This window comes from Streptomyces sp. CLCI03 (assembly GCF_053615355.1).
Genome location: NZ_CM132132.1, coordinates 4,449,692 through 4,470,998 on the forward strand (window position 1 = coordinate 4,449,692; position 21,307 = coordinate 4,470,998).

Below are 21,307 nucleotides of genomic sequence, written 5' to 3' on the forward strand. Positions count from 1 at the left end.
GGCGTCAGCCCATGGAGGCGACGCCGGAGGCGTACGAGGTGTCGCAGACGGGCCGGGAGTACGACTGGGCCTTCGTCGGGCCGTACGCGTCCACGGCGGCCCGCCCCAGCGCCCGCGCGATCCCCACGCAGTGCTCGGCGAGCGAGGGCCGCTTGTTCACCTCCTGCTGGAGGTGGGTCAGGACGTCGTCCGGCCGCCCACCCTGCTGCAGCTCGCCGACGAGCTGGTCGCGCAGCACCTCGTGGGCGGCGCGCGGCTTCGCGGGGACGGAGACGTCCTCGGCGGCGGCGGTCAGGACCTGGGAGGACGAAGTGTCCGCCCAGGGGACCATGGTGACCGCGAGGGTCCCGGACAGGACCAGGACGACGGGCAGGACCAGGGCGAGGGAACGGCCGATTCGGCGGGCAGTGTGGGTCACGAGGGCGAGAGTAGCGCTCGGTGAGGATTCGGCGACATTTAGTCACTCTGTCGGGGGATGGTTCGACGTGGTTTTTCGAATCAAGGGTTGACGGTTGGGGCCGAATGGCCCGGTCTGCCGGGGTTGCGGCCATGCTCGCGGACGGGCAACGGACGCCGAAGGGGCGCCCCTTGACGGGACGCCCCTCCAACGACCGCGAAACCCGCGGGAGCTGCCTACTTCGACAGGCGCTCGCCGGACGAGGTCGAGAAGACGTGGATCTCGTCGGCGCGCGGCACCACGTGGAGGCTGGAACCCTTCTCCGGGACCTGGCGGCCGCCCACGCGCACCACGAGGTCCTGCGAGCCCTCGGCGGTGGTGGTGGATCCGTAGACGTAGCCGTCGGCGCCGAGTTCCTCGACGACGTTCACGACCATGGTCAGACCGCCGCTCTCGGCGACGTCGAAGTGCTCCGGGCGGACGCCGACCGTGACGGTGCGGTCGCCCGCGTCGGCCGCCGCGGACAGCGCCTCACGGGACACCGGGACGACGCTGTCGCCGAACTTCACGCCGCCGTCGGTGATCGGGACCTCGACCAGGTTCATGGCCGGCGAGCCGATGAAGCCGGCGACGAAGAGGTTCGCGGGACGGTCGTACATGTTGCGCGGGGTGTCGACCTGCTGGAGCAGCCCGTCCTTCAGGACGGCCACGCGGTCGCCCATCGTCATCGCCTCGACCTGGTCGTGGGTGACGTAGACCGTGGTGATGCCGAGATCCCGCTGGAGCGCCGCGATCTGCGTGCGGGTGGAGACGCGGAGCTTGGCGTCGAGGTTCGACAGCGGCTCGTCCATCAGGAACACCTGCGGCTTGCGCACGATGGCGCGGCCCATGGCGACGCGCTGGCGCTGACCGCCGGAGAGCGCCTTGGGCTTCCGGTCGAGGTACTGGGTCAGGTCGAGCATCTTCGCCGCGTCCTCCACCTTCTTGCGAATGGTGGCCTTGTCCTCACCGGCGATCTTGAGCGCGAAGCCCATGTTGTCGGCGACGGTCATGTGCGGGTAGAGCGCGTAGTTCTGGAACACCATCGCGATGTCCCGGTCCTTGGGCGGCAGGTGCGTGACGTCGCGGTCACCGATGCGGATGGCGCCGCCGTTGACGTCCTCCAGGCCGGCGAGCATGCGCAGCGAGGTGGACTTGCCGCAGCCGGACGGGCCGACGAGGACGAGGAACTCGCCGTCCTGGATCTCCAGCTCCAGCTGGTCGACGGCCGGCTTGTCGCCGCCGGGGTACAGACGGGTCGCCTTGTCGAAAGTGACAGAAGCCATGGTGATGAATCCCTTCTACCGGCAGGAACGTGCCGGACGATCCGAGTGGAAGGTCTAGTCCAGAATCCGGACTCCGCCCGACGCTACCCGCCGTGCCCTCCGCTGTCAGCACCGCATCGTCGTGACTTCGAACTTTGTGCGATCTGTCGGACCCGCCTGCTTTCATCACGCGCATGACCGCAGCACCGTGTCCCGGCACCGTCCACGAACTGATCACCGTCCTCCCGGACGTCCCCACCCTGCGCGCCCGCTGCAGGGCGCTCGCGGCTCTCGAAGCCGTGAACGGCGGCCGGTACGGGAGCTACTTCGACTACGACCCCGGATGGGGCCCCGGGACAGAGGCCGGGCTGATGAACAACGCGGCGGGCGACGAGTACGCCATCCTCTTCACCCCCGACGGGGTCTTCGGTCGCGGCTTCGACCACGAGTCCTCCATGAGCCCCTACACGAACGAGGGCATGACCCTGTGGCCCGGCCTGGTGGACACCCTGCCGGAGGTGTTCCGGCCGCTCCTCGACGAGCCCGCCTTCTGCGACGACGAGGTGCGGGTGGCCACGGTCGTCTTCTGGCGGGAGACGCACGACACCGCCTGGCGAGCCGGGCCGGTGGAGTACGACGAGTACGACGATGACGGCACCGGACACCTCTTCCACGTCCTGGCGGCCGGCACACCGGAGGCCTACCAGGCATTCGCGGAGCGCTACCACGCCCGCCGGCTCGACCTGGACGCGATCCGTCACGTGTTCGCCCTGGAACCCCTCACGGACGCCGTCGTCACAACCCTGAACCCGGAGGCGGACCCCGCCGTCGTGGCGCGCGCCGTGGCGGCGACGGGGTACCCCGTGGAGGGCCGACCAATGTGATGGCCGGGGGAATCGCGTGCTGTGTAGAGTGATGGCGGCTTCGCTCGCCGTGTGCGAGTGGGTCGTGCCTCCTTAGCTCAGTCCGGCCAGAGCAACGCACTTGTAATGCGTAGGTCGTCGGTTCGAATCCGACAGGGGGCTCGTCGAACCCCAGGTCACGTGCTGAGTGACCTGGGGTTTTTCCGTTCCGGAGACGTTGCTCCGCCAAGCCGCCGGCGCCGGATCCGGTCCCGGCGCGAGACCTCCGCGTCGTACGCCAGCCTGTTCGAGTGGTGGTGATGGGCCGGAAGGGGGGCTCCCGCTGCCCCTCGTGATCCACGACTCCGCTCCGGGAACCCTGCGTCGACTGGTCCTGCCGGCCCGGCCCCCCTCGGGCTCCGTGCCGGCTGCGGGCGCGATCCGTCTTCCCGGGAAGACGGGAGAAGTGAGGAGCCTTCATGGCGTGTTACGGGCGGAACAGCCTGCGACGTGTGCTGACCGGAGCGGCGATCGGCCTCGTGCTGGCCGTCACCGGCACCGCGGGACCCGCGCAGGCGCACACAGGGACGGCCTCGGCCGGAGCCGCCGCGTCGAAGACGCGGGCGGTGTGCCCGCCGACGCCGCTGTGGGCGAACACCGGCGGGAACGACCAGAGGCTCATCCAGTACGACACGACGGGCACCACGCTCAGCAACGTCCCGCTGGCCCGCGACTACGGTGACATCGCCTTCAGCCCCAACGGTTCGACGCTGTACGGGGTGGACTTCCCCGGATCCCCCGACACCTCCACGCTCTACACCATCGACCCCGTCACCGGTGCGGAGACGTCCAGCCGGCCGATCTCCGGACCGCTCGCGGCGGTGACGTCGGTGCCCGCCGTCAACGGCCTGACCGCCCGCGCGGACGGACAGCTGATCGCCGGCTCGTTCAATTCGAGCCAGATCTTCCTGATCGACCCCGCCACGGGCGTCTCCACGCTGTTCCCCGCCTCCTTCCCCGCCGGCGTCGTCTCGGCGGGCGATTTCATCACCCTGGACGACGGCGACGTCCTGGCCTTCGGCACCCCTGCCGTATCCGGCCCGTCCCCGGTCTTCCGGATCCGCCCCGACAACACCGTCCTCCAGATCGGCACGGTCCCCCAGACCTTCGGTGCCGCCAAGTCCGCGGGAAGCGTGTACGCCTTCGCCTCCAACGGCGACATCAACCTGCTGACCAGCCTGCCCACCACGGCGTCGACCTCGGCGCTGCCGGTGACGACCGTCGAGGCGACGGGCCGCGGCTTCTACGGGGCCACCTCCGCGCAGGACAGCGGTAGCTGCGTCGTGCCCACGTACACGGTGGCGAAGTCCGCGTCGCCGACCGGACCGGTGAACCAGGGCAACACCATCACCTACCGGCTCACCGTCACGAACACCAGCACCGTCGCCGGGAACGGCGACTTCACCGACGACCTGGGCGACGTCCTGGACGACGCCACCTTCGTGCCCGGCTCGCTCACCTCCACCAGCGGCTCCGCCAACCTCGCCGGAAGCACGCTCACCTGGACCGGCACCCTGGCACCCGGCGGCACCGCGACCATCACCTACCAGGTGCGGGTCAACACCCCGGACCGCGGCGACCACACCCTGGTCAACTACGTGGCGCCCACCGCGCCGGGCGGCTCCTGCGCATCGGCACGAACCTGCTCCGTCACGATCCACGTCAAGAAGAAGCACGACCACAAGGACTGCGACGAGCCCGGCCACGGTCACAAGCCCGGGCACGGCGGCAAGCCCGGTCACGACCACGACCACGGTGACCCGCGCGAAGCCGACGGGGGCAAGGCCCTCTAGCGGGACGGACACCTTCCCGCGGTGGAACGGCGGGCCCGACACACGTCACAGGTGTCGGGCCCGCCGCCTTCCGTGCGGTCAGTGCCGGCCCGAGACGCGGTCGGCCAAGCGGGCCAAGGGCGCCGTCGTCGGGGCGTGGGTGGCGGTTTCGCGGCGATCCGCCTCACGGTAGGCGGCGTAGAGGGCCTGGACGCCGAGCCAACGCAAGGGCTCCGGCTCCCAGCGCCGGACACGGTGGTCGACCCAAGGAAGGGCGGTCAGCTCGGTGGACTCCCCGAGGACCAGGTCGCGCAGGGTACGGGCCGCGAGGTTGGCGGCCGTGACGCCCGAGCCCACATAGCCACCCGCCCAACCCAGGCCCGAGACGCGGTCCAGGGTGACGGTGGCGCACCAGTCACGGGGCACGCCCAGCACACCCGACCAGGCGTGGGTGATCTCCGTGCCGGTGAGCGCCGGGAAGAAGGAGAAGAGGAGGTCGGTCAGGGCGGAAACGGTGGCGGGCTGGGTACGGCCGTCGTTGTCGGTGCGCGAGCCGAAGCGGTACGGCACCCCGCGGCCACCGATCGCGATCCGGTCGTCGGCGGTGCGCTGCGCGTACATGTACGCGTGAGCCATGTCGCCCAGCAGGGTGCTGTCCGACCAGCCCAGCCGGGCCCACGTCTCGGCGGGCAGCGGGGCCGTCACGATCATCGAGGAGTTCATCGGGAGCCAGGACCGCTTCTGGCCCTTGAGGGCGGCGGTGAAGCCCTCGGTGCAGCGCAGCACGTAAGGGGCGCGGACCGTGCCGTAGGGCGTGACCGCCCTGCCCGGGGAGATCTCCGTGACCGGGGTCGATTCGTGGATCACCACACCGAGACGCTCGCAGGCCGAGGCCAGGCCCATGACCAGCTTGAGGGGGTGGATGCGGGCGCCGTGGGGGCTCCAGCTGGAACCGACGGCGTCGGCGATGTCGAGGCGGGCGCGGGTGGCGGAGGCGTCGAGGAACTCACGGTCGGTCGCGCCCTCGTCGAAGGCGACCTCGTGGGCGTGGAACGTCTTCAGACGGGCCAGTTGGGCGGGGGTGCGGGCGACTTCGAGGACACCGCCGCGATGGATGTCGGCGTCGATGCCCTCCTTCGCGGCGACGTCGATGACCTCGGTGACGGTCGCGTTCATGGCCTGCTGGAGGCGGCGGGCGGCCGGGCGGCCGTGCAGGGCGGCGTAGCGGTCGCGGCCGGCGATGCCGTTGTAGAGCCAGCCGCCGTTGCGGCCGGAGGCGCCGTAGCCGCAGAACTTCTGCTCCAGGACGGTGACGCGGAGGTCGGGGGCGGCGAGCTTGAGGTAGTAGGCGGTCCACAGGCCGGTGTAGCCGCCGCCGACGATGACGACGTCAGCGGTGGCGTCGGTGGTGAGGGGTGCGCGGGGTGGGGTGGTGGAGGTGTGGCCGGCCGCGGTCGCGTACCAGAAGGAAATACCGCCGTTGATCGTCATGGGGGAGTTGGTACACCCCGTTTCGGAGGGGTGTCCAGGGACGGTGTGTCGCGGTTCGGCGGCGTCGGCGGGACGACCTGTGCCCTTCCCCTGCGGGGTCGCTCGGCGGAGCGGGGTGCGGGTCGGGCTGCGCCCGGGGCCGCGCCTCAATCGCCGGCGGGGCCGGTTCCCCTGCGGGGTTGCTCGGCGGTGCGTGTCGTCTGCCGGGCGCTGCCCGGACCCGCGCCTCGAACGCCGGCGGGGCCGGTTCCCCTGCGGGGTGCTCGGCGGTGCGGGTCGTCTGCCGGGCGCTGCCCGGACCCGCGCCTCAAACGCCGGCGGGGCCGGTTCCCCTGCGGGTCGCTCGGCGGTGCGGGTCGGGGTGGGGGGACGGGGTGGGGTGTCTCCTCGGCTCGCGCCTTACGGGCATGTCTCGGTTGTGGGGCGGGGTTGCGCGCTCGTCCTGCGGGGACACCCCACCCCGTCCCCCCACCCCTCCGGCCGTACCGTCGAAGCCCCGGCGTGGGGCGGGGACACGCAGGAGGGTCCCCGCAGGACGAGGCGTCACCACGGCCGCCTTGCCGGGACGTGCCCGCGCACGCCGAGCCGAGGAGACCCTCCTGCGGGGCCCCGCACCACCCACACCCCCCAGCCCCGCCGGCGATTGAGGCGCCGCCCCGGGCGCAGCCCGAGCCCAGCCGCACACCGCCGAGCAACCCCGCAGGGGGCACGGTACCGTCCGGGGATGGTGGAGATTCCGGACGGGCTCATCGAGGCGCAGGTCGGGTTCAACGGGGACGCCGGGCGGGAGTTCATCGCCGCGTTGCCCGGGCGGGCGGCGCGGTTTCTGGAGCGGTGGGAGCTGCGGCGGAGCGGGCCCGTGATGCACGGGGTGACGGCGTTGGTGTTGCCGGTGGAGCGGGCCGACGGGAGCGGGGCCGTGCTGAAGTTGGTGGCGGTGGACGAGGAGAGCGTGGGGGAGCCGGTCGCGCTGCGCGCGTGGGACGGGCAGGGCTGCGTACGGCTGCTGGAGCACGACGTGGACACCGGGACCCTGCTGCTGGAGCGGTTGGACGAGGGGCGGGATCTGGCGGCGCTCGCGCGGGAGGACGCGCGGCAGGCGGTGGTGGTGGTCGGGGAGTTGGTGGCGCGGCTGACGGCGGTGCCGGCTCCGGCGGGGTTGCGCGGGCTCGGTGGGATGGCCGCCGGGATGCTGGAGGAGGTGCCGCGGGCGCTGGGGCGGCTGGTGGAGGCGCGGGACCGGCGGTTGTTGAAGGACTGCGCGGCGGCGGTGGCGGAGGTCGTGGGGGAGCCGGGGGACCGCCTGCTGCATTGGGATCTGCATTACGAGAACGTGCTGGCGGGTGGCCGGGAGCCGTGGCTGGCGATCGATCCGAAGCCGTTGGCGGGTGATCCGGGGTTCGATCTGATGCCGGCGATCATCAACAACTTCCGGGCCGGGGACGTGGGGTGGCGGTTCGACCTGCTGACCCGGGTGGCGGGTCTGGAGCGGGAGCGGGCGCGGGCCTGGACGCTGGGGCGGGTGCTGCAGAACTGTCTGTGGGACGTCGAGGACGGGGAAGTGCGGCTGGACGAGGACCAGTTGACGGTCGCCGAGGTGCTGCTGGGGCGGTGACCGTCCTAGGCTGCTGGCATGATCCGCACCGCCGAAGTCACCGATGTCCCCGTCATCCACGCGATGATCCGCGAGCTCGCGGAGTACGAGAAGGTGCCGCACGAGGCGCGGGCCACCGAGGAGCAGTTGCGGGAGGCGCTGTTCGGGGAGCGTCCGGCGGTGTTCGCGCACGTCGCGGAGACTTCGGAGGGGGAGGTCGTCGGGTTCGCGGTGTGGTTCCTGTCCTTCTCGACGTGGCGCGGGGTGCACGGGATCTACCTGGAGGACCTGTACGTGCGGCCGGGCGTGCGCGGTGGAGGTCACGGCAAGGCGTTGCTGCGGGAGCTGGCACGGACGTGCGTGGAGCGGGGCTACGAGCGGTTGGAGTGGTCGGTGCTGAAGTGGAACGCGCCGACCATCGCCTTCTACGAGGCCTTGGGCGCCCGCCCGCAGGAGGAGTGGGACGTGTACCGGTTGACGGACGGCGCGCTGGCGGAGCTGGGTGGGGTGCGGTAGCCGGTGTCAGGGTTCCAGGACGACCTTGCCGGTGGTGGCGCGGGTTTCCAGGTCGTGGTGGGCGGTGGCGGCCTCGGCGAGCGGGTAGCGGGTGAGGGCGGGGCGCAGGCGGCCTGAGGCGGCCTCGGCGAGGGCCCGGGTCTCCAGGACGCGCAGCGGGTCGGGGGAGCCGACCCGCTGGAGCATGGTGGGGCCCAGGACGCCTCGGGTGGTGATGCCGCGGGCGTCGAGGTCGGCCTGTTCGGCGTCGGTGAGGTGGAGGGGGCCGCCGGACCAGCCGAAGACGAGGTGCCGGGCGCCGGGGGCGAGGAGGTCGAGGGCGGTGCGGGCGGTGTCGCCGCCGACGGAGTCGAAGAGGACGGTGGCGCCGTCGGGGTGGTGGGCGCGTACGGCGTCGGGCCAGGTGGGGTCGGTGTGGTCGAGGGCGAGGTGGGCGCCGTTGGCGGCGGCCAGGGCGGCTTTGGCGGGGCCGCCGGCGAGGGCGACGACGGTGGCGCCGGCGTTGACCGCGTACTGGACGAGGAGGGTGCCGATGCCGCCGGCTGCGGCGGGGATCAGGGCGACGGAGTCCGGTCCGAGGTCGGCGAACTGCAGGATCCCGAGGGTGGTGCGGCCGGTGCCGATCATGGCGACGGCTTCGGCGGGTTCGAGGCCGGGCGGTACGGGGTGCAGGCGGTCGGCGTCGGCGACGGCGTACTGGGCGTAGCCGCCGGGGGCGAAGCCGAGGTGGACGACGACGGTGCGGCCGAGCCAGGCGGGGTCGGTGTCGGGGCCGAGGGCGTCGACGGTGCCGGCGACCTCGCGGCCCGGGATGGTCGGCAGTTCGGGGAGCGGGGCGGGCGGGCCCTGGATGCCTTGGCGGAGGCTGGTGTCGAGGAGGTGGACGCCGGCGGCGGCGACGGCGATGCGGACCTGGCCGGGGGCGGGGACGGGGGTGTCGGTGTGCTCGTAGGAGAGGTTCTCGGCGGGGCCGAAGGTGTGGAGGCGGATGGCTCGCATGGTGGTCATGGCGTCAGGTTGCGACCTCGATCGCGGTTGAGGTCAAGGGCCGCCGTGGTCGGCTGTTGTCGGTGGGTTGGTTCACGATGGGGGCATGGCGCGCAAAGGGCAGCAGGAGCAGACGGTGAAGGCGGCACGGCGGCCGGAGCTGCGGCTGCCCGAGCCGACGGTGTGGGAGGGGGGTGAGCTGGAGCCGGACGGGGACTACGACGGGCTGGAGTTCGCGGATCTCGACCTGGCGGGGCAGGAGGGGATCGGGTCCCGGTTCATGGACTGCGCGGTGCGGCGGTGTGCGCTGGACGAGGTGGGGTTGGCGAAGGCACGGATCCTGGATTCGGTGCTGGAGGGGGTCCGGGGGGTGGGGACCGACCTGTCGGGGGCCTCGCTGCGGGACGTGGAGGTGGTGGACGCCCGACTGGGTGGGGTGCAGCTGCACGGGGCGGTGCTGGAGCGGGTGGTGGTCCGCGGGGGAAAGATCGACTACCTGAATCTGCGGAAGGCACGGCTCAAGGACGTGGTCTTCGAGGGGTGCGTGCTGGTGGAGCCGGACTTCGCGGGAGCGGTGCTGGAGCGGGTGGAGTTCCGGGACTGCGCGCTGCGGGGGGTGGATCTCAGCGGGGTGCGGATGACGGATGTGGATCTGCGGGAGGCGTCCGTGCTGGAGATCGCGCGGGGGGTGGAGGCGCTGGCCGGGGCGGTGATCAGCCCGGCGCAGCTGTTCGACCTGGCTCCGGCGCTGGCGGCGCAGCTGGGGGTGCGGGTGGTGGCGTAGCCCCGCCGCCCGGGCGCTGCCCCCGGGACTCCCGCGCGTCGAACACGTGCGGCGCCGGGAGGGGTGGGGCGGTTGGGGCGAATGGCCGAGCGGGCGGGTCGCCGGGCGGGCGGGTCGCCGGGTGCCGTGCCTAACGTCGCTGGCAGACACATCGGTGCACGAGGCCTGTGGAGGTGTCATGTCCCGTTTGGGCCGCCGGCTGGCGGGGGCCTGCGCGAGCGCGGTCGCCGTCGGCCTGCTCATCTCGGGGAGCGCCCACGTGGGGCGGTCGCCGCGGGAGGGTGCCGGGGGTGGTGCGGGGGCCGAGGTCCCCGAGGTCGCCGTGGGCGCCTATCTGCACTACGGCTCGCCCGGTGTCGAGCGGATGCGGGAACTGTCGAAGTGGCTCGGCGGTACCGAGCTGCGCGCCGGGCACACCTACCTGCCCGGAGACACCTGGGCGAACATCGAGGGGGCACCCGATTCGCTGCGCACCTGGGCGCGGTGGCGCGGGGAGAAGGCCGATCGGCTGTTCGTGCTGAACGTGCCGATGCAGGAGCGCAACGAGGCGGGCGTTCCCGACGACCGGGTCGCCGAGCTGATCCGCTCCGGGGCGCGGGGCGCCAACGACCACCACTTCCGGCGGCTGGCGACGCGTCTGGTCGAGCTGGGGGTGCCGGACACGGTGATCGTGCTCGGCTGGGAGATGAACGGCTTCAACTACACGCACCGTTGCCGACCCGATCCGGAGAGCTGGAAGACGTACTGGCGGCGCGTCGTGGCTGCCATGCGCTCGGTTCAGGGGCAGCGGTTCCGGTTCGACTACGCCCCCAACCGTGGCGGTGACGCGATCGCCTGGACCAGCTGCTATCCGGGTGACGACGTGGTCGACGTCATCGGCATGGACTCCTACGACCAGGAGCCCGGCCGTACCTTCGACGAGCAGGTCACCCAGCCCTACGGGCTCCAGCAGCAGGTCGATTTCGCGCGGGCCCACGGCAAGCGGATCTCGTACCCCGAGTGGGGGCTGTTCCGGCACGGCGACAATCCCGCGTACGTACGGGGCATGCTGGCCTGGTTCGCCGAGCACGAGCCGCTCTACCACAGCATCACCGACTACTGTCCGCACGGCGTGTGGCAGTGCGGGCAGAACCCGCGCTCCGCGCAGGTGTTCCGGGAGTCCCTGTCCGCCGGGTGACCGGGATCCCGGTCGGGCCGGGCCCGGCAAGATCCGGAGGAGACGGCCTACGCCGGTACGCGGGGGAAGCGGGCCTGCAGGGTCCAGATGGCCGGGTTGTCGGCGAGGCCGTCGTGCATGTCGATCAGGTCCGCGATGAGGTCGTGCAGGAAGTCGCGGGCCTCGCGGCGCAGCAGGCGGTGGCTGAAGGTCAGCGGGGCCTCCTCGGCCGGCATCCAGTCGGCCTCGACGTCGACCCACCCGAAGCGGCGCTCGAAGAGCATCCGGTCCGTGGACTCGGTGAAGTCGAGCTCGGCGTACTGCCGGTTGGCGGAGCGGTTGCCGCGGGGATCCTTGTCGAGCTGCTCGACGATGTCGCACAGCGCCCAGGCGAAGTCCAGTACGGGCACCCATCCCCAGGCTGTGGACACTTCCCGGTCCGCGGTGGTGTCGGCGAGGTACACGTCCCCGCAGAACAGGTCGTGCCGCAGGGTGTGGACGTCCGCGGAGCGGTAGTCGGTCTGCGGGGGGTCCGGGAAGCGCCGGGAGAGGGAGTAGCCGATGTCGAGCACGTAGCTGATGGTGTCACGGGTGTCGGGGCCGTTCACCTCCGGTGTCAGGGCAGGAGGCGCTGTTCCTTGGCGACGGAGACGGCGCCCGCGCGGGTGTCGACGCCGAGCTTGTCGTAGATGCGGCCCAGGTGGGTCTTGACGGTGGCCTCGCTGATGAACAGGGCGCGGGCGATGTCGCGGTTGCCCAGGCCGCGGGCCAGCTGGCCGAGGATGTCGAGTTCGCGGTCGGTGAGGGTGGGGCGGGTGCCGCGCATGTGGGCCATGACCCGGCTGGCCACCGGCGCGGACAGGGTGGTGCGGCCCTGGGCGGCGGAGTGGATGGCGGCGAAGAGCTCCTCCGGGCGTTCGGCCTTGAGGAGGTAGCCGGTGGCGCCCGCGCCGATCGCGCGGGTGATGTCCGCGTCGGTGTCGTAGGTGGTGAGGACCAGGACGTGCGGGGGCCGGGGGAGGGCGGTGATGCGGCGGGTGGCCTCGACGCCGTCGATGCCCTCGCCCAGCTGGAGGTCCATCAGGACCACGTCGGGGTGGAGTTTCGCGGCGAGGGCGACGGCTTCCTCGCCGCTGCCCGCCTCGCCGAGGACCTCGATGTCGGGCTCGCTGCCGAGCAGGGCCAGGAGTCCGGCGCGGACCACCACATGGTCGTCGCAGAGGAGGATCGTGGTCATGGGGTCGGCTCCAGGGGGATGGCCGCGGAGAGGACGGTGCCCTCGCCCGGCGTGGATTCGATCGTCAGGGTGCCGCCGAGCTGGCGGACGCGGGCCCGCATGGCCGGGAGGCCGTGGCCGCGTCCGGCCGTGTCCGTGCGGGGCTCGGTGAAGCCGTGGCCGTCGTCGGCGATGTCCAGGACGACCTGGTCGCCCAGGAAGCTCAGGGTGAGTGCGGCCGTACGGGCGCCGGAGTGCTCGCGGACGTTGGCCAGCGCGCCCTGGGCTATGCGCAGCAGGGCGGACTGGACGCGGTCGGGGAGCGGGGCGGGGGTGCCTTCGAGGTGGAAGCGGACCTCGATGTCCGGGCCGGCGTCGAGGGAGCGCAGGGCTTCGGCGAGGCCGGCGCCGTCGGCGAGCTCGGAGGGGGCCAGGTCGTGGACGAGCCGGCGGGCCTCGGCGAGGCCGTGCGCGGCGATGCCGGTGGCGGTACGGACGTGCGCGCGGGCGGTGGCCGGGTCGCTGTCCCAGGTGCGGTCCGCGGCCTGGAGCAGCATCTGCTGGCTGGACAGGTTCTGGGCGAGGGTGTCGTGGATCTCCATGGACAGCCGCTGCCGTTCGGCGAGGGTGCCTTCGCGGCGTTCGGTGGCGGCCAGCTCGCGGCGGGTGCGGATCAGGTCGTCGATGAGGGTGCGTTGGGCCTGGGCCTGGCGCTCCATGTGGACGAAGACGGCGGTGGCGAGGGCGGCGACGGCGGGCGGGGCGAGGAGGAGGTTGGGGTCGAAGGACTTGGCCAGCTGGAGCTGGGCGATCACCACGAAGGTGGTGAGGAGGGCCACGAGGACGACGGCGGCGCGCGGCGGGAGGGTGCGCAGGGCGGTGAAGAACAGCGGTACGGCGCACCAGGCGAAGCTCGGCGCGAGGACGACCAGGACCGTCCAGGTGGTGACGACCAGGCCGAGCCACAGGAGCCGCCGGGCGGTGGGGGCGGCGCCGAGGGCGGGGCCGAGGACGTAGAGCAGGGCCAGGGTGACGCTGAGGGCGATGATCCACGGGGTGCGGGGTTCACCGGGGTGGCGGAGCAGGAAGCGGACCACGGAGGCGCCGAGGAGCAGGAAGAACGCGGTGTGGGCGACGGTGGTCAGCGTGCGGGTGTCGTCGCGCGGCGGGGCGGGGTGGCTCACCGGTTGCTCCTGATGTGCGGGTTCGCGTTCATTGTCGCCCGCGGCGCCGTTGCCGGGGCGCCGCCCCGGACCATGCGCCTCGAACGCCGGCGGGGCTGATTCTTTCCGCGCCGGAGGCGATCCGCATCGACCGATCGGATGACCCCCGGGTCGGCCGGTGCGGTGGGTGGGGCGAGCCGGTACGGGGACGGGGGGCGGGGGGTTTCGGGCCGAGGCTTGGAGCAGTGAAGGAGCCGGTCCGACCGGCCCGGACCGACCCGATGCCGACCCCGTGCCACCGTGCCACCGTTCTCAGGAGCAGAGATGAAGACCCGCACCCGCGTGCTCACCGTTACCGCCCTCGCCGTCGCCCTGGGCGCCGGAGCCTTCGGTGCCGTGAGCGCCGGCGCTACCCCCGCCTCCGACGTCGCCGCGGCGTCCGTCGCCTCGGTCTCCTCGAAGAAGGACGGGCCGGCCGACAAGAACTTCACCACGACGACGCACCTCACCGTCGACGCCGCGACCCGCGCCGCCCAGGCCGCGCTGAAGGCCGCCGAGTCCGAGAACCAGAAGGTGACGGTCGCCGTCGTCGACCGCAACGGCAACACCGTCGTCACCCTGCGCGGCGACGGCGCGGGTCCGCAGTCCTACGACTCGGCGCAGCGCAAGGCCTTCACCGCCGTGTCCTGGAACGCGCCGACCTCGGTGCTCGTGGGCCGCCTGGCCCAGACCCCGAACCTGAAGGACATCCCCGGCACCCTTTTCCTCGGCGGTGGCACCCCGGTGCAGGCGAACGGCGCGCCCGTCGCCGGTATCGGTGTGGCCGGTGCCCCGAGCGGTGACCTGGACGAGAAGTTCGCCAAGGCGGGCGTGGACGCGCTCGGCAAGTAGTCCGCGGAGCGCGGCCGCCTAGGATCGAGTGCGTGGAACTCCGCGCGCTCTCCCGCCTCGCCGCCCCTGCCGTCGCCGCCCTGCTCGCCCTCACCACGGGGTGTACGGGGGACACGGTGCAGGGGCGGCCGGGTGCGTCGGGGCTGCGTGATCCGTACTTCCCCCGGGCCGGGAACGGCGGCTACCAGGTCGACCACTACGCGCTGGACCTGGACTACGACCCCGCCGACGGGCAGCTGCGCGGTACGGCCGTGATCACCGCCCGCGCCGAGCAGGGGCTCAGCTCCTTCAACCTGGACTTCAGCGGCCTGAAGGTCGAGGGCGTGACCGTCCAGGGCGAGGGCGCCCGGTACAACCGGACCGGCAACGAGCTGACGGTGCGCCCCGCCGAGGACCTGGAGAAGGGCGAGGTCTTCCGTACGGAGGTCGTCTACAGCGGGAAGCCGAAGCCCCTCGCGGATCCGGACGGCTCCGAGGAGGGCTGGATCACCCTGCGGGACGGCGCGGTCGCGGTCGGTGAGCCGCTCGGTTCGATGACCTGGTTCCCCGGCAACCACCACCCCAGTGACAAGGCCACGTACGACATCGCCCTCACCGTTCCGCACGGCTACGAGGCGGTGTCGAACGGCGAGCTGCGTTCCCGCGTCGAGGGGACGGACGGGCGGACGGTGTTCGCGTGGCACAGCCCGGAGCCGATGGCGAGCTATCTGGCGACGGCCGCCGTCGGGCGGTACAAGGTGACGACCGGGCGGACGCCGTCGGGGGTCGGCCTCTACAGCGCGGTGGCGCCCGGTGAGGACGTGGCCGGTGGCGGTGCGCTCGCGCGGATGCCGGAGATCGTGGAGTGGGGGAGCGGCCGGTTCGGCCCGTATCCCTTCGCCTCGGCGGGTGCGATCGTGCTGCCCGCCGGGACGCTCGGCTACGCGCTGGAGACCCAGGGCCGGCCCGTGTACCCCGGTGCGCCGAGCGAGGAGCTCGTCGTGCACGAGCTCGCGCACCAGTGGTTCGGCGATTCGGTGTCGCCGAAGTCGTGGAAGGACATGTGGCTCAACGAGGGTTTCGCGACCTACGTCGAGTGGCTGTGGGCCGAGGACCACGGCGGGCCCACGGCGCAGGAGCACTTCGATGCCTTCCGGACGGGTGACACGGACGTCGACGAGGAGGCCGACGGCGACTGGGCGGCGTTCCCGCCGGCCGATCCGCCCGGGCCGAAGGACATCTCCGCGCACCCGGTGTACTACCGCGGTGCGATGGTCCTGCACCGGATCCGGCAGGAGGTGGGCGACGAGAAGTTCTTCGCCCTGGTGCGCGGTTGGGCCGAGGACCATCGGCACGAGAACGCGAGCACGGCCGACTTCACCGCCTACGCCGAGGAGAAGACGGGGCGGGACCTGAAGAAGGTCTGGGACGTGTGGTTGTACGGGAAGGCTCGCCCCGCGTAGGGACGCGGTCTCCGCGGCGGGTTCCGCGACAGGGACCCGCTACGGGGCTTCGAGCGGTTTGCGCAGCACGGTGCAGGCGCGGCCCATCTCGCGGTCCTTGGCCCTGCGCAGGGGGAGGTATCCCCGGGACCGCCAGAAGGCGAGGGCCTCGGGGTTGTCGTCGAGTACGGCGATCCGTACGCCCGTGCGTCCGGCGGCGCGGAAGCGGTCCTCGACCAGGGTGGCCACGGCGCGGCCGTGTCCTTCGCGGTGCGCGGTGGCGTCGATGAGCAGCAGGCCGATCCACGGGTCCGGGTCGTCGGCGGCGGGTGCGCGCGCGAGCGTGGCGGCCAGCCCGACGAGGCGGCCGGCGGACCGGGCGAGGAGCACCTCGGCGCTGTCGTGGGCGAGTTCACCGGCGAGTGCTTCGGCGACCTGTTCGACCGTGATGCGGTTCGGGTCGGGGAAGTCCCCGCTGAGTTCGAAGAAGGCGTGGTTCGTCGCGTAGAGGGCGGCGATCTCGGTGAGCACCGGGCCGGGAAGGGCGCCGTCGACGGGGACGAGCGGTTGCAGGATCACCTGTCGAACGGTAGCGAAACCCCCTCCCCGGACGGCCGGGAGGGGGATTCGCCCGTGCTGGTGTCCGGCGGGTGCCGGACCTCGTGGTCCTGGGACTCAGACGTTGACGCCGAAGTCCTGCGCGATGCCCGTGAGGCCGGAGGCGTAACCCTGGCCGACCGCGCGGAACTTCCACTCGGCGCCGTTGCGGTAGAGCTCGCCGAAGACCATGGCGGTCTCGGTGGCCGCGTCCTCGGAGAGGTCGTAGCGGGCGATCTCGGCGCCGCCGGCCTGGTTCACGACGCGGATGTACGCGTTGCGGACCTGGCCGAAGTTCTGGCTGCGGGCCTCGGCGTCGTAGATCGAGACCGGGAAGACGATCTTGTCCACGTCGGCCGGCAGGCCGGCGAGGTTGACGTTGATGGCCTCGTCGTCGCCCGCGCCCTCGCCGGTGCGGTTGTCACCGGTGTGGACGATGGTCTGGTCCGGGGTGGACTTGTTGTTGAAGAAGACGAAGTGGCCGTCGGAGACGACCTTGCCCGTCGGGTTGACCGCGATCGCCGAGGCGTCGAGGTCGAAGTCGACACCGGTCGTCGTACGGACGTCCCAGCCGAGGCCGACCGTGACGGCAGCGAGGCCCGGGGCCTCCTTCGAGAGCGAGACGTTGCCGCCCTTGGACAGGCTGACAGCCATGGGAATGTCCCTTTCCTCATCCAACATGCACGTACAGGCGGTCAAACTACCGCTGCCCCCTATAACGCGACGAGAGGCCGGTCGGGTTCCCGTCGTGAATTGTCCGTGACGGCGAATCTCCGCGAGCCGTACGCGCGGGGCGGTAAATACGGGTGACGGAGGCCGGGGCGGGGGCGGATCATAGGGGCATGCCTGGTCCCTATGTCATCCGCGGTTCGGTCGTGCTCCCCGAGGGAGAGCTCGCCTGGCGGTTCTCGCGATCCTCGGGGCCCGGCGGTCAGCACGTGAACACCTCGGACTCGCGCGCGGAGCTGCTGTTCGACCTGGCGGCCACCAAGGCGTTGCCCGAGGTGTGGAAGGAGCGGGCGCTGGAGCGGCTCGCGGGCAAGCTGGTGGACGGGGTCGTGACCGTACGGGCCTCCGAGCACCGCTCGCAGCTGCGCAACCGGGAGATGGCGCTGGTCCGGCTGGCCTCGTTGCTGGCCGAGGCGACGGCGCCGCCGCCGAAGCAGCGCCGGGCGACGAAGATCCCGCGTGGGATCAACGAGCGCCGGCTGCGGGAGAAGAAGGCGCGGGCCGAGACCAAGCGGGGCCGTACGGGCCGGGACTGGTAGCCTCCGGCCGTGCCCGTCTTACGCGTCCCACCCGCCCTGGCAGCCCCACCCGCCCTGGCAGCCCCACGAGCCCCACGAGCCCTACGAGCCCAGGTGCCGGTAGCGGCCGCGGAAGTACGTGAGCGGCTGCCCGTCCGGGGACGGCAGGCCGGCCGTCAGGACCCGGCCGACGACCAGGGTGTGGTCGCCCGCCTCGACGCGGTTCTCCGTACGGCATTCCAGGGTGGCCAGGGCGCCGCTCAACAGGGGTGCGCCGGAGGCCTCGCCGCGTACGTGGGGCAGGTCGGCGAAGAGCAGCCGGTCGCTGATCCGGCCCTTCATCGCGAAACGGCCCGCCACCTGCAGCTGGTGGTCGGCGAGGACCGACACCGCCCACAGGGGCTGTTCCGCCAGCAGGTCGTCCATCCGGGAGCCCTCGCGCAGGCTCACCAGGACCAGCGGCGGGTCCAGGGACACGGACATGAAGGCGGTCGCCGTCATGCCGACGTCCTCGCCCCGTGGGCCGTTCGCCGTCAGCGGGGGCTCGTGCGCGGTGATCAGGCACACGCCCGCCGCCAGCCGGGACATCGCGGCCCGGAACTCGTCATTGCTCACTCCCTCAGCATGGGGGGTTACGTGGGACGTCGTGGGTACGGGGGTCGTCTTCAGCACGTTGAAACGCTAATCTCGCCCTTCCGCGTCGCACATCGGGCCTTGGTCCGAGTCGCGTCCCCGCCCCTTGGCCTAGGCCCGGGCGTATCGTTTGCTCTCGGAAATGGGAGGGAGCGCTCCCAGTCGTGCACGACCCCACAGCGCACCGATATTCACCTGATGTGACTTGAGTCACAGAGGGCAAGATTTGTTGACCCTGTGTACCTGCCGCACAGCTCACTGTGATTCAGTGGACGGGACACCGCAACGAAACGCCGATGACAAACCTGGAGTTGCTGTCGAGGTCTCGGGGAGAGCGAGCAATGGAGACCGAGTCGGAGCCGTACGTCCGTCTTGCGACCCTGCGGCAGCTGCACCGGGTGGTGGCCGAGCTCAATACGGCCCGGAGCCTGGCGGACACTCTGCAGACCGTCGTGGACGGCATCGTCGTGGGCCTCGGCTACGAACTCGCCTGTGTCAACCTCGTTCGCCCGGACGGTGATCTCGTCGTCGCCGCCTTCGCCGGCGACCCCGCCGCGGAGGCCCTCATCACCGGCCGCGTCGGCTCCCGCGCCTCCTGGGAACGCCGCCTGACGATGGGTGAGAACTGGGACGGGCTCAGGTTCATCCCGCACACCGAGGGCTGGGTCCTCATGGAGGACGACGTCCCCCAGTGGCACACCGACGGCCCCGATCCGCGGTTCGAGGACGAGTGGCACCCCGAGGACCGGCTCTACGCCCCCATGTATGCGTCCGGCGGGGAACTTCTGGGTGTCATTTCGGTGGACAGACCGCGCAACGGCCGCCGGCCCGGCGCCTGGGGCCGCGAAGCACTGCAGATGTACGCCTTCCAGGCGGCGATTGCGATCAGCAATGCCAGGCTCCGGGCGAACATGCAGCGCGCCCTCGTCCGGCTGGAGCGCGAGCAGCAGGCGCTTCGGGCCAGTGAAGAGTCGTTCCGCCAGGCCTTCGAGTACGCGCCCAGCGGTATGGCCATCGCCGAGATGGGCGGGGACCAGCACGGCCGGCTGCTGCGGACCAACGACGCGCTGTGCCGGCTGCTCGGCCGGCCCGCCTCCGTCCTGCGCCGCTACTCCTTCTCCGACCTGGTCCACCCCGAGGACATCGGCACCCTGCTGCGCACCTCCGCCGAGGGCGGCCGGGCCGAGCTGCGCCTGGGCCGCCGCGACGGCACGTATGTATGGGTCTCGCTGCGCAACTCCGTCGTCGCCGACGCCGCCGACGGGCCCCGGTTCCTGCTCACGCACGTCGAGGACATCGAGGAACGCAAGCGGCACGAGCTCCAGCTCGCGCACCGGGCCAGCCACGACTCGCTGACCGGCCTGCCCAACAGCGCCGAACTGCGGGCCCGACTCGGCGCCCGGCTGTGCCGTAGGCCACAGTCCGTCCGGGCCAGCGCCATCGAGGCGCTGGACGCGGCCTTCGAAGGGCGGGACGGATACGACGGCCACGCGGCGCACGGCGGCCACGCGGCGCACGCCGGACACGACGGGCACCCGGTGGGGGCGGAGGCGGGTGGTGCCGGTGAGCACGGGTTTCAGGTCGACGCCTCCGACCGGTACCCCGGGTCCGACCCCTTCGAATTCCCCGGGGCACCGCCCGCCCCCTCGGACGGTCCGTACGACCACCACGTGCACACGGTGGCGCCCGCGACCGACATCGACGACGGGACGAAGGGTCTCGCGGTCCTCTTCTGCGACCTGGACGGCTTCAAGTCGATCAACGACCGGTTCGGGCACCACACCGGCGACGCGGTCCTGATCGAGGTCGCCCGGCGGTTGACGACCGGCGTCAGGGACGGTGACACCGTCGCCCGGCTGGGTGGTGACGAATTCGTCGTCCTGGCCGACGGCCTCGGTGCCGCCGACGCCGCCGACCTCGCGGTCCGGCTGCGCAACGCGATCATCCCGCCGATCCGGGTGGACGGCCGTGCGGTGCGGGTCGGGGCCAGTTTCGGCATCGGCTGGGCCAGCTGCGGGATGTCCGCCGACGAGGTGCTGCGCTCCGCCGACCAGCGGATGTACATCGAGAAAAGGTCTCGGTCGAAGGCCCATCGCCGGGCCGGATGATCCGGTCCGCCGCTCGTGGGCGCACGTGTTCGGGGTAGGCTCCCGTGGGTCGAAAGGAGTGACCTGCGATGACGACGCCCGCGAACAACGGCCCGCACGGTGGGGCGAACAAGCCCGAGGACGACGATCCGTTCGGGTATCTCTACGCGGACGGCCAGGCTGCCGGAGCCGCTCCGCCCACGTCGGGCGGTGGATACGGCTACCCGGGCGCGCCGGCCGGTGGTCACCCGGGACCCCAGCCCGGCGTCCCCCGTACCTCGCACCACCAGGTGCGCACGGTCGGCGAGCGCAGGAACGGCGGCCAGCGCGGCCCCGTCCCGCACCAGCAGGGCCCCGCGCAGCAGGCTCCTGGCTACCAGGCCCAGTACCAGTCCCCGGAAGCCCTCCAGGCGGGCGGCTACGCCGTTCCGGCGCAGCAGACGCAGACGGTCGCGCGGCCGGGCGGTCACGGCGGTGGTCGTGGCGTCGGTGGCGGCTCCAGCCGGCGCGGTCTGCTGATCGCGGCCGTCGCCGTGGTCGCGGTGGTCGTGATCGGCATCGTCGCGGCCCTGCAGTTCGGCGACAAGGACAAGGGCAAGGAACAGCCCAGCGCGAACAACGGCCAGCAGTCGGCGGCCCCCCAGAACCCGGCCAGCCCGGCCCCGAGCAGCCCCAAGCCCTCGCAGGCCCCGCTGCCGAAGGGCGAGGCGGCCGGTGCGGGCATGGTGCTGACCGGGGGCGCGCGGCTGGAGAGCACGGTGCCCGGTTCGAAGAGCTCGGGCGGCCAGTACGTCGCCGGCTTCAACCAGCAGGGTGCGGCGCTCACCTGGACGGTGGACGTGCCGGAGGCGGGCGAGTACACGCTGTTCGTCAACTACGGCGTTCCCGGCAAGCCCGGCAAGGCGACCCTCACGGTCAACGGGCAGAGCCCGAACCAGTCGCTGAACCTGGACAACTTCGCCAAGGCGGCCGACGGTGCCTGGGACAAGGGTTGGACGCGCACCTTCGCGTTCATCAACCTCAAGAAGGGCACGAACTCGATGAAGATCTCGTGCGAGGCCGGCAACCAGTGCGACGCCATCTTCGACCAGCTGGAGCTGGCCTCGGGACACGTCAGGCGCTGACGGGGAGGACGGCGGGGACGCGCGT

General features: G+C 72.1%; 20 protein-coding genes, 1 tRNA gene and 1 pseudogene. 12 read left to right on the top strand and 10 right to left on the bottom strand.

The genetic code is table 11. The features are described 5' to 3' along the window. Nucleotides 1–4 precede the first annotated feature (4 nt). A complete protein-coding gene (locus tag ACWG52_RS20590) occupies nucleotides 5–418 on the bottom strand; it encodes a hypothetical protein (RefSeq protein ID WP_033225863.1) in 414 nt (137 codons plus the stop codon). Nucleotides 419–633: 215 nt separating this feature from the next. After that, a complete protein-coding gene (locus tag ACWG52_RS20595; RefSeq protein WP_389816953.1) occupies nucleotides 634–1,722 on the bottom strand; it encodes an ABC transporter ATP-binding protein in 1,089 nt (362 codons plus the stop codon). A gap of 173 nt (nucleotides 1,723–1,895) precedes the next feature. Here ACWG52_RS20595 and ACWG52_RS20600 point away from each other — a divergent pair, with 173 nt between their 5' ends. The 3 genes from ACWG52_RS20600 to ACWG52_RS20610 all read left to right on the top strand — a co-directional run bounded on the left by ACWG52_RS20600 (nucleotide 1,896) and on the right by ACWG52_RS20610 (nucleotide 4,396). Then, a complete protein-coding gene (locus tag ACWG52_RS20600) occupies nucleotides 1,896–2,585 on the top strand; it encodes a hypothetical protein (RefSeq protein ID WP_389816956.1) in 690 nt (229 codons plus the stop codon). Between the two features lie 66 nt (nucleotides 2,586–2,651). Then, nucleotides 2,652–2,726 (top strand) — tRNA-Thr (locus ACWG52_RS20605). 296 nt (nucleotides 2,727–3,022) lie between these two features. Further along, complete coding sequence (locus ACWG52_RS20610) at nucleotides 3,023–4,396, top strand: DUF7927 domain-containing protein (RefSeq protein WP_389816959.1); 1,374 nt, start codon at nucleotides 3,023–3,025, stop codon at nucleotides 4,394–4,396. Nucleotides 4,397–4,474: 78 nt separating this feature from the next. Here the strand turns inward: ACWG52_RS20610 and ACWG52_RS20615 are convergent, their stop codons facing one another. Beyond that, the gene (locus ACWG52_RS20615; RefSeq protein WP_389816962.1) at nucleotides 4,475–5,866 is read right to left on the bottom strand and encodes an NAD(P)/FAD-dependent oxidoreductase; all 1,392 of its coding nucleotides are present in this window, start codon (nucleotides 5,864–5,866) and stop codon (nucleotides 4,475–4,477) included. A gap of 724 nt (nucleotides 5,867–6,590) precedes the next feature. Between ACWG52_RS20615 and ACWG52_RS20620 the strand changes: the two genes are divergently transcribed. Together ACWG52_RS20620 and ACWG52_RS20625 are read left to right on the top strand one after the other, a co-directional pair. After that, on the top strand, nucleotides 6,591–7,481 hold the full coding sequence (locus ACWG52_RS20620; protein WP_389815897.1) for an aminoglycoside phosphotransferase family protein: 891 nt from the start codon (nucleotides 6,591–6,593) through the stop codon (nucleotides 7,479–7,481). An 18-nt stretch (nucleotides 7,482–7,499) separates the two neighbouring features. Then, on the top strand, nucleotides 7,500–7,976 hold the full coding sequence (locus ACWG52_RS20625) for a GNAT family N-acetyltransferase (protein WP_389815900.1): 477 nt from the start codon (nucleotides 7,500–7,502) through the stop codon (nucleotides 7,974–7,976). A gap of 6 nt (nucleotides 7,977–7,982) precedes the next feature. Here the strand turns inward: ACWG52_RS20625 and ACWG52_RS20630 are convergent, their stop codons facing one another. Then, nucleotides 7,983–8,975, bottom strand: a complete 993-nt coding sequence (locus ACWG52_RS20630) for a zinc-binding dehydrogenase (RefSeq protein WP_390140915.1) — start codon at nucleotides 8,973–8,975, stop codon at nucleotides 7,983–7,985. Between the two features lie 94 nt (nucleotides 8,976–9,069). Here ACWG52_RS20630 and ACWG52_RS20635 point away from each other — a divergent pair, with 94 nt between their 5' ends. Next, entirely contained in the window at nucleotides 9,070–9,747 is a 678-nt protein-coding gene (locus ACWG52_RS20635) for a pentapeptide repeat-containing protein (protein WP_078909474.1), read from the top strand. 178 nt (nucleotides 9,748–9,925) lie between these two features. Next, nucleotides 9,926–10,915: pseudogene (locus ACWG52_RS20640) on the top strand (glycoside hydrolase family 26 protein); the annotation flags it as partial. Nucleotides 10,916–10,971: 56 nt separating this feature from the next. Here ACWG52_RS20640 and ACWG52_RS20645 read toward each other — a convergent pair. From ACWG52_RS20645 to ACWG52_RS20655, 3 genes are read right to left on the bottom strand one after another with little or no spacing between them, the layout of a single operon-like run. Next, complete coding sequence (locus ACWG52_RS20645; RefSeq protein WP_030727511.1) at nucleotides 10,972–11,475, bottom strand: hypothetical protein; 504 nt, start codon at nucleotides 11,473–11,475, stop codon at nucleotides 10,972–10,974. Between the two features lie 44 nt (nucleotides 11,476–11,519). Next, entirely contained in the window at nucleotides 11,520–12,140 is a 621-nt protein-coding gene (locus ACWG52_RS20650) for a response regulator (protein WP_030009243.1), read from the bottom strand. Then, the gene (locus tag ACWG52_RS20655) at nucleotides 12,137–13,303 is read right to left on the bottom strand and encodes a sensor histidine kinase (RefSeq protein ID WP_386021860.1); all 1,167 of its coding nucleotides are present in this window, start codon (nucleotides 13,301–13,303) and stop codon (nucleotides 12,137–12,139) included. The genes ACWG52_RS20650 and ACWG52_RS20655 overlap by 4 nt, the downstream gene beginning before the upstream one ends. 303 nt (nucleotides 13,304–13,606) lie before the next feature. Between ACWG52_RS20655 and ACWG52_RS20660 the strand changes: the two genes are divergently transcribed. Together ACWG52_RS20660 and ACWG52_RS20665 are read left to right on the top strand one after the other, a co-directional pair. Next, nucleotides 13,607–14,173 (top strand): GlcG/HbpS family heme-binding protein, encoded by a 567-nt coding sequence (locus tag ACWG52_RS20660; RefSeq protein WP_453125550.1) that lies wholly within the window; start codon nucleotides 13,607–13,609, stop codon nucleotides 14,171–14,173. A gap of 32 nt (nucleotides 14,174–14,205) precedes the next feature. After that, nucleotides 14,206–15,615 carry a M1 family metallopeptidase gene (locus ACWG52_RS20665; protein WP_389815913.1) on the top strand — a complete coding sequence of 470 codons (1,410 nt, stop codon included), beginning with the start codon at nucleotides 14,206–14,208 and terminating at the stop codon, nucleotides 15,613–15,615. A 39-nt stretch (nucleotides 15,616–15,654) separates the two neighbouring features. Here the strand turns inward: ACWG52_RS20665 and ACWG52_RS20670 are convergent, their stop codons facing one another. Continuing rightward, nucleotides 15,655–16,173 (bottom strand): GNAT family N-acetyltransferase, encoded by a 519-nt coding sequence (locus tag ACWG52_RS20670; RefSeq protein ID WP_389815916.1) that lies wholly within the window; start codon nucleotides 16,171–16,173, stop codon nucleotides 15,655–15,657. A 96-nt stretch (nucleotides 16,174–16,269) separates the two neighbouring features. Further along, entirely contained in the window at nucleotides 16,270–16,845 is a 576-nt protein-coding gene (locus ACWG52_RS20675) for a TerD family protein (RefSeq protein ID WP_030009238.1), read from the bottom strand. Between the two features lie 188 nt (nucleotides 16,846–17,033). Here ACWG52_RS20675 and arfB point away from each other — a divergent pair, with 188 nt between their 5' ends. After that, nucleotides 17,034–17,459 carry an alternative ribosome rescue aminoacyl-tRNA hydrolase ArfB gene (gene arfB, locus ACWG52_RS20680; protein WP_033223611.1) on the top strand — a complete coding sequence of 142 codons (426 nt, stop codon included), beginning with the start codon at nucleotides 17,034–17,036 and terminating at the stop codon, nucleotides 17,457–17,459. Between the two features lie 81 nt (nucleotides 17,460–17,540). Here the strand turns inward: arfB and ACWG52_RS20685 are convergent, their stop codons facing one another. Continuing rightward, nucleotides 17,541–18,110: a flavin reductase family protein gene (locus tag ACWG52_RS20685; protein ID WP_390140862.1), complete on the bottom strand. Its 570-nt coding sequence runs from the start codon at nucleotides 18,108–18,110 to the stop codon at nucleotides 17,541–17,543. A gap of 302 nt (nucleotides 18,111–18,412) precedes the next feature. On the opposite strand from ACWG52_RS20685, the gene cdgB reads away from it, so the two are divergent. Continuing rightward, nucleotides 18,413–20,179 carry a diguanylate cyclase CdgB gene (cdgB, locus tag ACWG52_RS20690; RefSeq protein WP_389815925.1) on the top strand — a complete coding sequence of 589 codons (1,767 nt, stop codon included), beginning with the start codon at nucleotides 18,413–18,415 and terminating at the stop codon, nucleotides 20,177–20,179. A gap of 68 nt (nucleotides 20,180–20,247) precedes the next feature. Further along, nucleotides 20,248–21,282: a CBM35 domain-containing protein gene (locus tag ACWG52_RS20695; RefSeq protein WP_389815928.1), complete on the top strand. Its 1,035-nt coding sequence runs from the start codon at nucleotides 20,248–20,250 to the stop codon at nucleotides 21,280–21,282. Nucleotides 21,283–21,307 lie beyond the last annotated feature (25 nt).